Consider the following 14,301-nt stretch of genomic DNA (forward strand, 5'->3'; position numbering starts at 1 on the left):
CCGCGCGCAGGAATTTCCGCCGCGCCGGCACGTTGTAGAACAGGTCGCGCACTTCCACGCTGGTGCCCGGCGGGTGCTGCGCCGGCCGCGCGGCCTGCAGCCGGCCGCCGTCCACCTCGATGCGGAACGCGGCCTCCTGCCCCTGCGCGCGCGAGGTCAGCGCGAAGCGCGACACCGACGACACCGAGGCCAGCGCCTCGCCGCGGAAGCCCATGCTGGCGACATGCTCCAGGTCGTCGAAGCTGCCGATCTTGCTGGTGGCGTGCGAGGCGACCGCGAGCGGCAGCTCGTCCTGGGCGATGCCGCCGCCGTCGTCGCGCACGCGGATCAGCCGCGAGCCGCCCTGCTCGATGTCCACCTCGATCCGGGTCGCGCCGGCATCGAGGCTGTTCTCGACCAGTTCCTTGACCACCGAGGAGGGCCGCTCGATGACTTCGCCGGCGGCGATCTGGTTGATGAGTTCGGGGGGAAGCAGGCGGATGACGGGCATCCGGCAAGCTTAAGCGAGTGCCACCGACGGCGAAAGCCGCAACGGCCTCAGCCGGCCGGGATGGTCAGCACCGCGCCGGCGCGCACGCTGTCGTCGCTGAGGCGGTTGGCGCTCTTGAGCGCGCCCACGCTCACGCCGTACTGGCGGGCGATGCTGCGCAGGCTCTCGCCCCGGCCCACCCGGTGCAGGTCGCGCACGTCGGCGTCGGCGCGCGCGACCTTGCCGTCGGCCGAGGCGACCGCGGTACGGGCCGGAGCGGGCTTCCCGCCGGTCGCGGCCGGGCCGGACGCCAGCAGGCCGCTGCGCCGCGCGGCCTGCGCGGCGAACCAGGTGCCGGGCGGCGGCGTGGCCTCGAAGTAGTTCTTGACGCCGCCCATCACCGCCGCGGCGAGCCGGTCCTGGTGGGCCGGGTCGCGCAGCTTGCGCTCTTCCGTCGGATTGCTGATGAAGGCGGTCTCGACCAGGATCGACGGCACGTCCGGCGAGCGCAGCACCACGAAGTTGGCGCGCTCCACGTAGCCGCGATGGGTCGGCCCGAGCAGGCCCAGCGCCTTGAGCACGTTGCCGGCGATCGACTCGCTGGCCTGCATCGCATAGCCCTGCTGCATGTCCACCAGCACGGCGGCGAGGTTGTCGTCCTTGTCGTCCAGGGTGACGCCGCCGATCAGGTCGGCGCCGTTTTCGCGGTCGGCCAGCCAGCGTGCGGCGGTGCTGGTCTTGCCGCGCGGCGACAGCACCCACACCGAGGAACCCCGCGCGTCGCCGCTCTTGAAGGCGTCGGCGTGGATCGAGACGAACATGTCCGCGTTGTTCTCGCGGGCGATCTGGTAGCGCTGCTTGAGCGGGATGAAGAAATCGCCGTCGCGGGTCAGCACGGCCTTCATGCCGGGCTGCTTGTTGATCTGCGCCGCCAGCCGGCGCGCCACCGCCAGGGTGATGTCCTTCTCCAGCGTGCCGGCGGGGCCGTGCGAACCCGGATCCTTGCCGCCATGGCCGGCGTCGATCGCCACCACCACCTTGCGGTCGCCGCCCAGCAGCGCGGCCGCCTGCCGGATCGAGGCCCCGGCATTGGGCATCGGCCGGACCGCCGCGGTGGCCTTCGTCACCGCAGCCTCGACGGACGGCGGCACCGCGGACGACGCCACGGCATCGTCCACCTTGCCCGCATCACCGGGATACAGGTCGAGCACCAAGCGGTAGCCCGCGCCGCCGCCGGGCTTGAGCAGGAAGCTCTTGGGCCGGGCGTGCGCACCGGTCCGGGTGACCAGTTGCAGGCTGCCGCCCTGGCGGCTGGCGCTCAGGCCCCTGTACAGCCCCTGCGCCGCCGGTGCCTCGAAACCGCGGACGGTGCCGCTGGCCGCCAGGTCGAGCCGGACCTGGCCGTCCTGCTGGCTGAGCTTGTAGCTGAGCGGGCCGCTCAGGTCGAACACCACGCGGGTGTACTCCGACCCGGCCCAGACCCGCGCCGCCTTGACGTCGGCCGCCCGCGCCGGGCACAGCGGCAGGGTCGCGGCGACCGCCACGAGACCCAGGGCACCCAGACGCTTCAGCGAACCTCTCATGAGGCCGGATTGAAACGCAGCCGCCCGCCGATTGCAAGTATTTTTCCCTTCAATATCCATAACCTGCGCCGCATTCATCAGATCGAATCAAGATGTCGGACGCAGGCCGCGCGGCAAGGAAAAGCGCCACGCCCTTTAGCCGGGCGACACTTTTTCCATACGGAACGCTTACTTACGCCTGGCGCGACGAAGCCTCGGGCAGGCTCGCCAGGCGCTCCAGCACGCCGCGACCGCGCGCGTCGGCCGCCTGCAGCCTCGCCTCCCGGCCGATGCCGGCATAGGCCAGGTGCAGGTCGAGATCGGCAGGCGGCAAGGCGCCGCGTCCCCGCTCCGGCCATTCGACCAGGACCACGGCGCCGTCGTCGGACAGCGCGTCCAGCCCCAGCCATTCGAGTTCGCCGGGATCGGCGATCCGGTAGAGGTCCAGGTGCCAGGCGGTGCGCGCCGGCAGCCGATAGGACTCGACCAGGCTGTAGGTCGGGCTCTTGATCCGCTCGCGCACGCCGAGCGCCGCCAGCAGGGCACGCGCGAAGCTGGTCTTGCCGGCGCCGAGGTCGCCATGCAGGTAGAGCACCAGTCCTCTCCCTTCCCCGCCGATCGCCGCGGCCAGTCGGGTCGCCAGGGCGGCGGTGGCGGTCTCGTCCGGCAGGATCCAGTGCCCTTCGCTCATGCGGCGACTCCGTTGATCAGTTCCCGCAGCGGCGCCAGCAGATCACTCGCCAGCATCCCGATCTCGCCTTCGCGGGCGGCCAGGTCGCCCGCGCGCGCATGCAGGCCGACGCCCAGCGTGGCCGCCTGCCAGGCGCTGCGGCCCTGCGCCAGCAGGGCGGCGACGATCCCGGTGAGCAGGTCGCCCATGCCGCCGGAGGCCATGCCTGGGTTGCCCCACGGACAGACGTCCAGACGTCCATCCGGATCGGCGATCAGGCTGCCCGCCCCTTTCAGCACCACCACCGCGTCGTAGCGCCGGGCCAGCTCGCGCGCCGCGGCGAAGCGGTCCGCCTCGATCGCGGCGACGGTGCTGCCGAGCAATCGCGCGGCCTCGCCGGGGTGCGGCGTCAGCACCGCCGGCTGCCCGAAGCGGCGCGGTTCCCGCGCCAGCAGGTTGAGGCCGTCGGCGTCCAGTACCAGCGGCTTGCCCGCGTCCAGCGCGGTCAGCCACAGCGCATGCCCCCACGCGCCCTGGCCCAGCCCGGGGCCGAGCGCGAGCACGCTGGCCCGCGCCAGCAGCGGTTCGAGCGCCTGCGGGCCGTCGACGGCGTGCGCCATCAGCTCCGGGCGGGCCGCATTCAGCGCGGTCAGGTGCTCCGCCCGCGTGGCGACGCTGACCAGGCCCGCGCCGGCGCGCTGCGCCGCCTCGCCGCAAAGCCGGATCGCGCCGGCCATGCCGTGCTCGCCGCCGACGGCCAGCACGTGGCCGTTGTCGCCCTTGTGTGCGTTGCGCGCGCGGCGCGGCAGTGCGGCCGGCATCAGCAGGTGCGCATCGGGCTGGGCCTGCCGCCGCAGGTCCGCCTCCTGCAGGCCGAGCGTGTAGAGCTCCAGCACGCCGACCTGCCCGGGAGCACGCCCGGTATGCAGGCCGCGCTTGCCGGCGATGAAGCCGACCGTGACGTCGGCGCGGATCGCCGCCCCGGGGCAGTTCCCGCTGTCGGCGTCCAGCCCGGAGGGAACGTCCAGCGCCAGCACCGGCGCGCCGTCCGCATTGATGCGCTCGATCAGCGCGGCCACCGGCGGCGGCGGCGCGCGATGCAGGCCGGTGCCGTACAGCGCGTCCACGCGCACATCCACCGCCGGCCAGCCGGGTGCGTCCAGCGGATGCACCGTGCCGCCGGCCTCGACGAAGATCTCCCGCGCGCGCGCGGCATCGCCCGCGCGCGCGCCGACCAGCGCGCGCAGCTCGACGTGGAAGCCGGCGCCAAGCGCCAGCGCGCCGAGCAGGAAACCGTCGCCGCCGTTGTTGCCGGCGCCGCAGTACACCGCGATGCTGGCCGCCTGCGGCCAGTGCCGGCGCAGGCTGGCGAACGCGGCGGCGGCGGCGCGGCGCATCAGTTCGAGGCCTTCGATCCGCAAGGTGCCGATCGCCCAGCGGTCGAGCGCGCGTACCTGTTCGACGGTGTAGAGGGCGCGGCTGTGCGGAATGGCGGTCATCGGCCGATTATAGACATGCGCTTCATGGACATGCCCCGCGGAGACGCCGCCGCGAGCGCCTACAATGGCGGGCATGCCCGCCGCCGCCCCGCCCGACTACGACGCCCTCGCCCGCGACATCAAGCGCTGGGCGCGCGAGCTGGGTTTCGCCGACGCCGGCATCAGCGGCGTGGCGCTCGGCGAGGACGAGCAGCACCTCAGGCGCTGGCTCGAAGACGGCCACCACGGCGAGATGGAGTACATGGCCCGCCACGGCGACAAGCGCAGCCGCCCCGCCGAGCTGGAACCCGGCACGCAGCGGGTGATCTCGGTGCGCATGGACTACGTGCCGCCGGGCACGCGCAACGCGTGGGAGGTGATCCGCGACGGCGAGGCCGGCTACGTGGCGCGCTACGCGTTGGGCCGCGACTACCACAAGCTGATGCGCAACCGCCTGCAGAAGCTGGCCGAGCGCATCCACGCCGCGGTCGGCGACTTCGGCTACCGCGCCTACGTGGATTCCGCGCCGGTGCTGGAGAAGGCGCTGGCGCGCAACGCGGGGCTGGGCTGGATCGGCAAGCACACCGTGCTGATCAACCGCCGCGCCGGCTCGTATTTCTTCCTCGGCGAGCTGTACACCGACCTGCCGCTGCCGGTCGACGAGGCGGCGACCGCGCATTGCGGAAGTTGCCGGCGCTGCATCGACATCTGCCCGACCCAGGCGATCGTCGGGCCGTACCGGCTCGACGCGCGGCGCTGCATCTCCTACCTCACCATCGAGCTGCGCGGCAGCATCCCGGAAGAACTGCGCGCGCCGATCGGCAACCGCATCTTCGGCTGCGACGACTGCCAGTTGATCTGCCCGTGGAACAAGTTCGCGCAGGACGCCGCCGAGCCCGACTTCGCCCCGCGCCACCGGCTGGACGGCGCGAAACTGGTCGAGCTGTTCGGCTGGAGCGAAGACGAATTCCTCAAGCGCACCGAGGGCATGGCGATCCGCCGTACCGGCTACGAAGGCTGGCTGCGCAACATCGCCGTGGCGCTGGGCAACGCGCCGGCGTCGGCGGCGGTGCGCGACGCGCTGCGCGCGCGCCTCGACGATCCGTCGGCGATCGTGCGCGAGCACGTCGCCTGGGCGCTGGCCCGGCAGCAGGCGGCCTGAGGCTCAGTCGCCGCCGCGCCGTTCGCGGATCGCCCCGATCAACGCCACCGTGGCGTCGTCCAGCCGGCCGGCATCGGACGCCTCGCCGCGCAGGGCCGGCAGGATCTGCCGCGCGATCGCCTTGCCCAGTTCCACGCCCCACTGGTCGAACGCATTGATGCCCCACAGGTGGCCGAGCATGAACACCTTGTGCTCGTACAGCGCGATCAGCGCGCCCAGGCTGGCCGGGGTCAGCGCATCGAGCAGCAGCACGGTGCTCGGGCGGTCGCCGGGGAAGGTGCGCTGGGCGGCCAGCGCCGCGCGGGCGGCCTCGTCGCCCTCGGTGGACTCGGCCAGCGCCTCGTCGAAGGTCTTGCCCAGCGCGAGCGCGGCGGCCTGCGCCAGCAGGTTGGACAGCAGCGCGTCGTGGTTGTCCTGCAACGGATGCGCCGGGCTCACCACGCCAATGAACTCCAGCGGCACCACGTCGGTGCCCTGGTGCAGGGCCTGGAAATACGCATGCTGCGCGTTGGTCCCCACGCTGCCCCACACCACCGGCACGGTCGCCTGCGCCACCGGCGCGCCCTGCGGCGTCACGCGCTTGCCCAGGCTTTCCATCTCCAGTTGCTGGAGGTACGCGGTGAGGTCGCCGAGCAGGTCCGCGTAGGGCACCACCGCGCGGCTGGCATGGCCCTGCACGTCGCGGTTCCAGAACTCGACCAGGCTCAGCAGCACCGGCAGGTTGTGCTGCCACGGCGCCGTGCGGAAGTGGTCGTCCACCTGGGCCGCGCCGGCGAGCATGGCGCGGAAATGGTCGATGCCGACCGCCAGCGCCAGCGCCAGGCCCACCGCCGACCACAGCGAGTAGCGGCCGCCGACGAAATCCCACATCGGATAGATCTGCCCGGGCGGCACGCCCCAGGCCTGCGCCGCCGCCGTGTTCGCGCTGACCGCGAGGAAGTGCCGCGCCGTGGCCGCCTCGTCGCGCGCATGGAAGGCGCCGATCCATTCGCGCAGCACGTTGCCGTTGAGCAGGGTCTCCTGCGTGGTGAAGGTCTTGGAGACCATGATCACCAGGGTGGTCGCCGGGTCGAGGCGCTGCATGAGGTCGTGCGCGGACTGGCCGTCCACGTTGGTGAGGAAATGGCTGCGCAGTTGCGGCCGGTGGAACGGCGCCAGCGCGCCCACCGCCAGCCGCGGCCCGAGGTCGGAACCGCCGATGCCGATGTTGACCACGTCGGTGATCCGCGCCGGCAGGCCCAGGCCGGCCGACTCGCCGCGCTCGACCGCGCGCACCAGGTCGCCGATCCGCCCGAGGGTCTGCTCGATCTCGTGCCGCACCTCGGCCGGCGCCGGCGACGGCAGCGACGAGCCGCCGGCGCGCAGCGCGGTGTGCAGCACGGCGCGGTCTTCGGAGGTGTTGATCCGCGCGCCGGCGAACATCGCGTCGCGCGCCTGCTGCCACCGGCTGCGCTCCACGTGCGCGCCGAGCGCGTCCAGCGCGGGGCCGTCGATCTTCTGCCGGCTCAGGTCGAGCAGGATCGGCCCCAGCCGCTGGCGCAGCCGCCCGCCGCGCTCCGGATCCCGCAGCAAATCGCGCAGCGAGGTCCGCGCCAGTCGTTGTGCATGGTCGGCAAACAGCGTGGAACGATCGGCGGACATGGGCGCTCGGCTGACGGGGGAAGGGAACCCCGATCTTAGAGCCTGTCCGCGCCCGCCGAGTAGTCCGCGGCATGGCCTGCGGCGGCCGTTTCCGGCCCGCGGGCGCGGGCCGCCGCGTCAGCGGCGGGCGGTGCCGGCAGNGCGGCCATCTGCTTGGGGATCGAGCGATTGGTATGCGTGATGCGGTTGTCCGCGTCGACGTACACGCAGGTCGGCTGGAATTTTTCCAGCTCCGCCTCGTTCAGTTGGGCGAAGGCGGCGATGATGATGAGGTCGCCCACCTGCACGCTGCGCGCGGCGCTGCCGTTCACCGAGATGATGCCCGAGCCTTCCTCGGCGCGCAGCGCGTAGGTGACGAAGCGCTCGCCGTTGGAAATGTCCCACGCATGGATCTGCTCGTACTCGCGGATGCCGGCGGCGTCGAGCAGGTTGCCGTCGATCGCGATCGAGCCCTCGTAGTGCAGCTCGGCATGGCTGACCGTGGCGCGGTGGATCTTGGCCTTGAACATGTTCAGGAGCATGGCGTTCTTTCCGGCAGGTCCGGCCTGCAAAGGGGCGATTATCGAGCCGGCGGCGCTGCGCTGCAACAATGCCGGCCCGGAGCGGAGATGGGGACGGCTCAGTCGAACGACAAGTTGTCGATCAGGCGCGTGGCGCCCAGCCGCGCGGCGATCAGCGCCACCAGCCCCTCGCGCTCGCCCTCGGCAGGCTCGGCCAGGTCCTCGGCGCGGCGCACCACCGCGTAGTCGAGCACGAAGCCGGCACGCTCCAATTTGGAGGCGGCGGCCTGCTCCACCACCCGCCAGGCATGCCCCTTCGCCACCAGGTCGCGCATCTGCAGCAAGGTCTCGTGGATCAGCGGCGCGCGCGCACGCTCCTCCGGCCCCAGATACTGGTTGCGCGAGCTGAGCGCGAGGCCGTCTTCGGCGCGCTGGGTGGGCGCGGCCACCACCTTCACCGGCAGCGACAGGTCGCGCACCATCCGCTCGATCACCTTCAGTTGCTGGAAGTCCTTCTGGCCGAACACCGCGATGTCCGGCTGCACCAGGTTGAACAGCTTGCACACCACGGTGGCGACGCCGTCGAAGTGGCCCGGGCGATGCGCCCCCTCCAGCACCTCGGTGATCTGCGGCACGCGCAGGCTGACGCTGTGCGCGGCGCCGAACGGGTAGATGGTGGCCACTTCCGGCGCGAACAGCAGGTCGCAATCGTGCTCGGCGAGGCCCGCCTGGTCCTGCGCCAGGGTGCGCGGATAGCGCTCGAAATCCTCGTTCGGGCCGAACTGGGTGGGGTTGACGAACACGCTCGCCACCACCCGGTCGGCGCGCGCGCGCGCCAGCTTTATCAGGGAGTGGTGACCGGCGTGGAGGTTGCCCATCGTCGGCACGAAGCCGACGGTCTGCCCTTGCGCGCGCCAGCCGCGGATCGCGGCGCGCAATGCGGCCACATCTTGCACGGTCTGCATAGGTTTCCTGGTTTCGCCTTAGTTGAAACAGTGCTCCGGGGCCGGAAACGCGCCGCTGCGCACGTCCTCCGCATACGCGGCGATCGCCGCGGCGACAGAATCGCGGCCGGCGAGGAAATCCTTGCTGAACTTCGGTCGCTTGCCCGGCGTGACACCGAGCATGTCGTGGATCACCAGCACCTGGCCGTCGCAATGCGGGCCCGCGCCGATGCCGATCACCGGGATCTGCAAAGCTTTGGTGATCCGCTCGCCCAGCGCCGTCGGCACGCCCTCCAGCACCAGCAGGTCCGCGCCCGCGGCCTGCACCGCCAGCGCCTCGGCCAGCATGCGGTCCGCCGCCTCCTGCGCCCGCCCCTGGATCTTGAAGCCGCCGAACCGGTGCACCGACTGCGGGGTCAGGCCGAGATGGGCGCATACCGGGATTGAGCGGTCCACCAGCGCGCCGATCGCGTCGAGGATGTGCGGCGCGGCGCCCTCGATCTTCACCGCCGCCGCGCCCGCCTCGCCGACCAGCCGCGCCCCGGCTTCGAGCGCATGGGCGGTATCGCGGTCGCTCATGAACGGCAGGTCGGCGATCAGCAGGGTGGCCGACAGCCCGCGCGCCACTGCGGCGGTGTGATAGACCATGTGGTCCAGCGTCACCGGCAGCGTGGTGCGATGGCCCTGCACCACCATGCCCAGCGAATCGCCGACCAGGGCGACGTCGATGCCGGCCCGTTCCAGTTGCGCGGCGAAGCTGCTGTCGTAGGCGGTGAGCATCACGATCTTGCGGCCTTCCGCCTTCATCGTGCGCAGGTCCGGCACGGTGACCGGCTTGCGGGCGGGGGCGCTGGCGGGGTCCACGTACACGGCAATTCCTTCAAAACGGGAGCGGTCGCCGATTATCCGGTGCCGGCGGGCGAAGGCTCAAGGCAACAGGGTACAGCCAGAGGTGTCCACCGCGGCCAGCAGGTCGGCCACCCGCCCCTGTCCCGGCAGCAGCAGGTCCGGCGCCAGGTCGTGCAACGGCAGCAGGACGAAGGCGCGCTCGCCGATGCGCGGGTGCGGCAGGATCAGGCGCTCGTCGTCCATGCCGACGCCCTCCACGTGCAGCAGGTCGAGATCCAGCGTGCGCGGGCCGTTGCGCTCGGCGCGCACGCGGCCGGCGCGCCGCTCGATGGCGAGCAGCGCGTCGAGCAATTCATGCGGCGGCAGTTCGGTATCCAGTTGCACCGCCGCGTTGACGAACGGCGGCTGTTCCAGCACGCCCCAGGGCGGCGTGAGGTACAGGCGCGAGCGGGCGCGCAGCTCGGTGCCGGGCAGGCCGGCGAGCGCATCCATCGCGTCGAGCAACTGCCGGCGCGGGTCGCCCAGGTTGCTGCCCAGGGCGACGTAGGCGCGCGTCACGCCGTGCCCGACTTGCCGCCGGGCTTGCGGCGGCGACGCTTGCGCGCCGGCGCGGCCGCCTTCGACGACGCCGGCATATCGCCGCCCGGCCCGCCGCTGGCCGGCAAGGCCGCGGCGAGCACATCCTGCGGCAATTGCTGGGCATGCGCCCACCACTGGCCCAGTTCGCGGATCGCCGGCGATTCGCCCGCCCGCAGCAGCAGGAAGTCGAAGGCCGCGCGGAAACGCGGCTGCGCCATCAGGCGGAACACGCGCTTGCGCTGGATCTGCTCGAAGCGCGGCTGCAGCGACCAGATTTCTTCCATGGTCTGGGTGAACCTGCGCGGGATCGCCACCCGCTGGCACTGCTCGCCCACCACCTTGATCGCCGCGCGGCTCCACGCCTCGGTGTTGTCCACGCCCTTGGCCATCCAGGCGTGCGCCAGGTCGCGCACCTCGCCCCACAGCAGCACGGCGAAGAGGAACGCCGGCGTCACCGACTTGCCCTCGGCGATGCGCGCGTCGGTATTGGCCAGCCCCTGCTCGATCAGCGAACGCAGCCCCTCATCGCCGCGCTTGAGCGCGCGCGCCGTGGCCGGGAACATGAATTTCAGCAGGCCGCACTTTTCCAGCATGCGGAAGCTCTTGAGGCCGTGGCCGGCCATGAACAGCTTCAGCGATTCGTCGAACAGCCGCGCCGGCGCCGCCTCGGCCAGCAGCGGGCCCAGTTCCTCGAACGGCGCCGCCGCCTTCGGGTCGATGCGGAATTCCAGCTTCGCGGCGAGCCGCGCCGCGCGCAGCATGCGCACCGGATCCTCGCGATAGCGCGTGGCCGGGTCGCCGATCAGGTGCAGCACCTTGTTTTCCACGTCCTGCATCCCGCCGACGTAGTCGCGCACCGAGAAGTCGCTGATGTCGTAGTACAGCGCGTTGACGCGGAAGTCGCGGCGCACCGCGTCCTCCTCGATCGTGCCCCACACGTTGTCGCGCACGATGCGGCCGTCGACGATGTGGCGGTCGCCCTCGCTGCCGTCCTCCTCGCCGGTGCCGCGGAAGGTGGCCACCTCGATGATCTCCGGCCCGAACACCACGTGCGCGAGGCGGAAGCGGCGGCCGATCAGGCGGCAGTTGCGGAACAGCTTCTTCACTTCGTCCGGCGTGGCGCTGGTGGCTACGTCGAAGTCCTTCGGGTGCCCGCCCAGCAGCAGGTCGCGCACGGCGCCGCCGACCAGGTAGGCGGCGTAGCCGGCCTCGTTCAGCCGGTACAGCACGCGCAACGCGGCCTTGCTGATGTTCTTTCGGGAAACCACGTGCTGCTCGCGCGGGATGATCGTCAACGCGGGCGTAACCTTGGTCCTGGCTTCGGGGTTCAAGCGGTCGAAATCCTTGCGGGCGCAATGCCCATGAATGCAGTCAATCGCGGCGCGGAACGCTGCGGTCCGTTGGCGCGCGCCCGGGCATCGGCCCGGTCGGCGTTGCTTCGGACGGCGCGGACATGAACTTCATCCATCGGGCATTGCCGGGCGAAACAATTCCGTTATACTAGCGCGCCTCGCAACATTCCGCTCCCTTCGTCTAGTGGCCTAGGACACCGCCCTCTCAAGGCGGGAACACGAGTTCGAACCTCGTAGGGAGCGCCATCGTTCGCGTACGGCTTGCGCAGCCGCCGGTGGGCCACCCGCCAGGAAGCCTCCCGGCTACCCACGGCCACGTACCCATTGGCCCCTGCCATTGGCTAGACTGGGGGACGGCCCGACGGCCACGGCCCCGCAACGGGCCGATCCGCCCCCACAACGCTGACCGAACCGCCCATGACCTTCGTCGTCACCGACAACTGCATCAAGTGCAAGTACACCGATTGCGTCGAGGTCTGCCCCGTCGACGCCTTCCACGAAGGCCCGAATTTCCTGGTGATCAATCCGGACGAGTGCATCGATTGCACCCTGTGCGAGCCGGAGTGCCCGATCAACGCGATCTACCCGGAAGACGACGTGCCTGCCGGCCAGGAGCCGTTCGTGGCGCTGAACGCCGAGCTGTCGCGCGACTGGCCGGTGATCACCGAGCGCAAGGACGGCCTGCCCGACGCGAAGGACTGGGAAGGCAAGCCCGGCAAGCTGGCGCTGCTGCAGCGCTGAGTTCCGCCCCTTCTTCCATGCACGCATACGCGAACGCCGCCCGATGGGCGGCGTTCCTGCATGGGCCGGCTTGAGCCTGGCGGGATCAGTTGCCGAGGCGCGCCTTCAGCGTATCGACCACCTTGGCCACCGCGGCCGCGTTGCCCTGGGCGCGCACTTCGCTCGCCTTGTCGCCGCTGCCGTTGATGCTGACCTGCACCTGGTGCGACGAAGCGCCTGGCGCATCGGCGGCGGCCTTCTTGTCGCGGCTGAACATGCGCCCGAAGAAGCCGCGCTTGCGCTCCGGCATGGCCGAGGCCGTGACCGAGAGCGTGTAGCTGTGCGCGGCATCGTCGTGCGCCACCAGGCTGCCCACGCTGCCGCTCTCCAGCACCTGTCCGACCCGGCGGTAGGCGTTGTCCACGCTGTCGGCCAGCACGAAGCCGTCGGCAATGGTGCCGCCGGCATTGCCGACCCGGGCGGTGGCGCCGTTGGCCGTGGGCTGGTTCGCGCCCGGCGGCGGGATCACCAGCGCATCGCTGGCCGAGGGCGTATCCATGCCCGGCGGGATCTCCAGCGGCGTTTCCTGCTTGGCGGCCTCCCATGCTTTCTGCGAGCGGAACATGCCGCAGCCCGAGAGCAGCAGGCCAGTGAGGGCCAGGGCCGGCAGGGCGACGACGAGCGAGGATTTCTTCATGTAAGCGGATTCCGTGAGAGTTCGGGCAGCACTAGGGATTCAGGCGGCGTCGGCCAAGGATGCCAGACCGGCCAGCGCTTCGTGTATGCGCGCGCGGTCGGCCCCCTCCTCCAGCTCGACCAGCGGCAGGCGCGGCACCGCCGAACCCAGCCCCAGCGCGGGCAGGCCGGCCTTTACCGCGATCGGGTTCGGCGCACAGTTGAGCGCCTGCACCAGCGGGTCGAGCGCGGCATGGCAGCGCCGGGTCGCCGCCGGGTCGCCGCCGGTCGCCGCGTCGCACAGCGCGCGGAATGCGCGCGGCACGAGGTTGGCCACCACCGAGATGGTTCCTGCGGCGCCGGCCAGCATGGCCCGGTCGGCGCTGCCGTCGTCGCCGGACAGATAGACGAAATCCGGCCGCACAAGTTCCGCCATCGCGCGTATGCGCTCGGCGTCCGCGCGCGCCTCCTTGATGCCGACGATCGCCGGGTGCCCGCGCAGCGCGGCCACGGTCTCGGGCAGCACGTCGCAGCCGGTGCGCGAAGGCACGTTGTAGAGCAGCACCGGCAGGCCGCCGTGCTCGGCCACCTCGAGGAAGTGCCGGCGCAGGCCCTCCTGGGTCGGACGCACGTAGTAGGGCGCCACGACCAGGGCCGCGTCGGCGCCCAGTTGCGCGGCGCGGCGGGTCAGCGCGACGGTCTTGCCGGTGGCCGCCTCGCCGGTGCCGGCGATGACCGGGATGCGCCCGGCCACGCGTTCCACCGCGAAGGCGAGCAGGCGCTCGAACTCGTCGTGCTCGAGCATGTGCGCCTCGCCGGTGGAGCCGGCGACCACCACGGCCTGCGTGCCGCCGGCGACCTGGTAATCGAGCAGGCGGCCGAAAGCCTCCAGGTCGAGCGCGCCGTCGGTACCGAACGGCGTGACCAGCGCACAGATGCTTCCGCGAATGTCCAAGACCCGATCCCGCTGAAAATCCAAGCATTGGATGTTACTTGCGGCTTCGCTCGGCGGGCAAGTAAGCTCGCCGGATACCCGCCGCGGCTTCGCGTCTGGCGGGACAGACCACAGGTGGACTCCTTGAACCGTCCTTCCGCGCGTACGGGCACCGATCATCAGTTGCTGATCCAGACGCTCACCCCGGCATCGCGCACGCCGCTTCTGACCCTCGCCCGGCGCATCGCCGACGCAGGCTGCAACCTGTCCGACGCGCGCGTATCGACGATCGGCAACGACACCTCGCTGGTGCTGCTCGCCACCGGCGCCTGGGACGCCATCGCCAAGCTGGAGACCGCGCTGACCAAGCTGGGGCGCGACGAGGAACTGCGCCTGCAGCACTACCGCACCGGCCCGCGCGAGCAGCATTCGCACCTGCTGCCGTACCTGGTGGAAGTGGTGGCGGCCGACCGCCCGGGCATCCTGGTGAAGCTGGTGGAGTTCTTCACCCGCCACGACGTCCGCGTGGAGCAGTTGAACCTGCTGCGCTACCAGGCGATGCAGACCGGCGCGGAGATGTTCCAGGCGCAGATCACCATCGGCATTCCCGCGGCGCTCCACCTGGCCACGCTGCGCGACGACTTCCTCGAGCTGTGCGACGGCATGAATCTCGATGCCATCATGGACCCGGTGAAATTCTAGGATCGCGCGACCGGCGCCTCCTGACAAGGCTGTTTCCGCCTCCCTGCCCGCGCTAGTCTCTGCC

Annotated in this window: 13 protein-coding genes, 1 tRNA gene and 2 pseudogenes; 4 read left to right on the forward strand and 12 right to left on the reverse strand. The window is 71.4% G+C overall.

The window, feature by feature from the left end:
• The 4 genes and pseudogenes from mutL to ASG87_RS13975 form a co-directional block, all read right to left on the reverse strand.
• A pseudogene (mutL, locus tag ASG87_RS21020) lies at positions 1-490 on the reverse strand (DNA mismatch repair endonuclease MutL); the annotation flags it as partial.
• Positions 491-537: 47 nt separating this feature from the next.
• Positions 538-2,052 carry an N-acetylmuramoyl-L-alanine amidase gene (locus ASG87_RS13965; RefSeq protein WP_056006243.1) on the reverse strand — a complete coding sequence of 505 codons (1,515 nt, stop codon included), beginning with the start codon at positions 2,050-2,052 and terminating at the stop codon, positions 538-540.
• 172 nt (positions 2,053-2,224) lie between these two features.
• The gene (gene tsaE / locus ASG87_RS13970; protein ID WP_056006246.1) at positions 2,225-2,722 is read right to left on the reverse strand and encodes a tRNA (adenosine(37)-N6)-threonylcarbamoyltransferase complex ATPase subunit type 1 TsaE; all 498 of its coding nucleotides are present in this window, start codon (positions 2,720-2,722) and stop codon (positions 2,225-2,227) included.
• Positions 2,719-4,200: a bifunctional ADP-dependent NAD(P)H-hydrate dehydratase/NAD(P)H-hydrate epimerase gene (locus ASG87_RS13975; protein WP_056006249.1), complete on the reverse strand. Its 1,482-nt coding sequence runs from the start codon at positions 4,198-4,200 to the stop codon at positions 2,719-2,721. The genes tsaE and ASG87_RS13975 overlap by 4 nt, the downstream gene beginning before the upstream one ends.
• A gap of 73 nt (positions 4,201-4,273) precedes the next feature.
• Between ASG87_RS13975 and queG the strand changes: the two genes are divergently transcribed.
• On the forward strand, positions 4,274-5,341 hold the full coding sequence (gene queG / locus ASG87_RS13980; RefSeq protein WP_082582997.1) for a tRNA epoxyqueuosine(34) reductase QueG: 1,068 nt from the start codon (positions 4,274-4,276) through the stop codon (positions 5,339-5,341).
• 3 nt (positions 5,342-5,344) lie between these two features.
• Here queG and pgi read toward each other — a convergent pair whose 3' ends face one another.
• The 6 genes and pseudogenes from pgi to pcnB form a co-directional block, all read right to left on the reverse strand.
• A complete protein-coding gene (pgi, locus tag ASG87_RS13985; RefSeq protein WP_056006255.1) occupies positions 5,345-6,982 on the reverse strand; it encodes a glucose-6-phosphate isomerase in 1,638 nt (545 codons plus the stop codon).
• A gap of 141 nt (positions 6,983-7,123) precedes the next feature.
• A pseudogene (gene panD / locus ASG87_RS13990) lies at positions 7,124-7,503 on the reverse strand (aspartate 1-decarboxylase); the annotation flags it as partial.
• A 98-nt stretch (positions 7,504-7,601) separates the two neighbouring features.
• Complete coding sequence (gene panC, locus ASG87_RS13995; protein WP_056006257.1) at positions 7,602-8,447, reverse strand: pantoate--beta-alanine ligase; 846 nt, start codon at positions 8,445-8,447, stop codon at positions 7,602-7,604.
• An 18-nt stretch (positions 8,448-8,465) separates the two neighbouring features.
• A complete protein-coding gene (gene panB, locus ASG87_RS14000) occupies positions 8,466-9,296 on the reverse strand; it encodes a 3-methyl-2-oxobutanoate hydroxymethyltransferase (protein ID WP_056006260.1) in 831 nt (276 codons plus the stop codon).
• A 57-nt stretch (positions 9,297-9,353) separates the two neighbouring features.
• Positions 9,354-9,833, reverse strand: coding sequence for a 2-amino-4-hydroxy-6-hydroxymethyldihydropteridine diphosphokinase (gene folK, locus ASG87_RS14005; protein WP_056006263.1), 480 nt, complete (start codon positions 9,831-9,833; stop codon positions 9,354-9,356).
• Positions 9,830-11,185: a polynucleotide adenylyltransferase PcnB gene (pcnB, locus tag ASG87_RS14010; protein WP_056006265.1), complete on the reverse strand. Its 1,356-nt coding sequence runs from the start codon at positions 11,183-11,185 to the stop codon at positions 9,830-9,832. The genes folK and pcnB overlap by 4 nt, the downstream gene beginning before the upstream one ends.
• 191 nt (positions 11,186-11,376) lie before the next feature.
• Between pcnB and ASG87_RS14015 the strand changes: the two genes are divergently transcribed.
• Together ASG87_RS14015 and fdxA are read left to right on the forward strand one after the other, a co-directional pair.
• Positions 11,377-11,452: transfer RNA gene (locus ASG87_RS14015), tRNA-Glu, on the forward strand.
• A gap of 171 nt (positions 11,453-11,623) precedes the next feature.
• Positions 11,624-11,947, forward strand: coding sequence for a ferredoxin FdxA (gene fdxA / locus ASG87_RS14020; protein ID WP_056006268.1), 324 nt, complete (start codon positions 11,624-11,626; stop codon positions 11,945-11,947).
• Between the two features lie 85 nt (positions 11,948-12,032).
• On the opposite strand, the gene ASG87_RS14025 is transcribed toward fdxA, so the two are convergent.
• A complete protein-coding gene (locus ASG87_RS14025; protein ID WP_056006271.1) occupies positions 12,033-12,623 on the reverse strand; it encodes a hypothetical protein in 591 nt (196 codons plus the stop codon).
• 39 nt (positions 12,624-12,662) lie between these two features.
• Positions 12,663-13,556: a 4-hydroxy-tetrahydrodipicolinate synthase gene (dapA, locus tag ASG87_RS14030; protein ID WP_056006274.1), complete on the reverse strand. Its 894-nt coding sequence runs from the start codon at positions 13,554-13,556 to the stop codon at positions 12,663-12,665.
• A 162-nt stretch (positions 13,557-13,718) separates the two neighbouring features.
• On the opposite strand from dapA, the gene ASG87_RS14035 reads away from it, so the two are divergent.
• Positions 13,719-14,237: an ACT domain-containing protein gene (locus tag ASG87_RS14035; RefSeq protein ID WP_056006277.1), complete on the forward strand. Its 519-nt coding sequence runs from the start codon at positions 13,719-13,721 to the stop codon at positions 14,235-14,237.
• Positions 14,238-14,301 lie beyond the last annotated feature (64 nt).

The sequence above is a fragment of the Frateuria sp. Soil773 genome (genome assembly GCF_001428405.1).
In the GTDB taxonomy this organism is placed as follows: domain Bacteria; phylum Pseudomonadota; class Gammaproteobacteria; order Xanthomonadales; family Rhodanobacteraceae; genus LMSL01.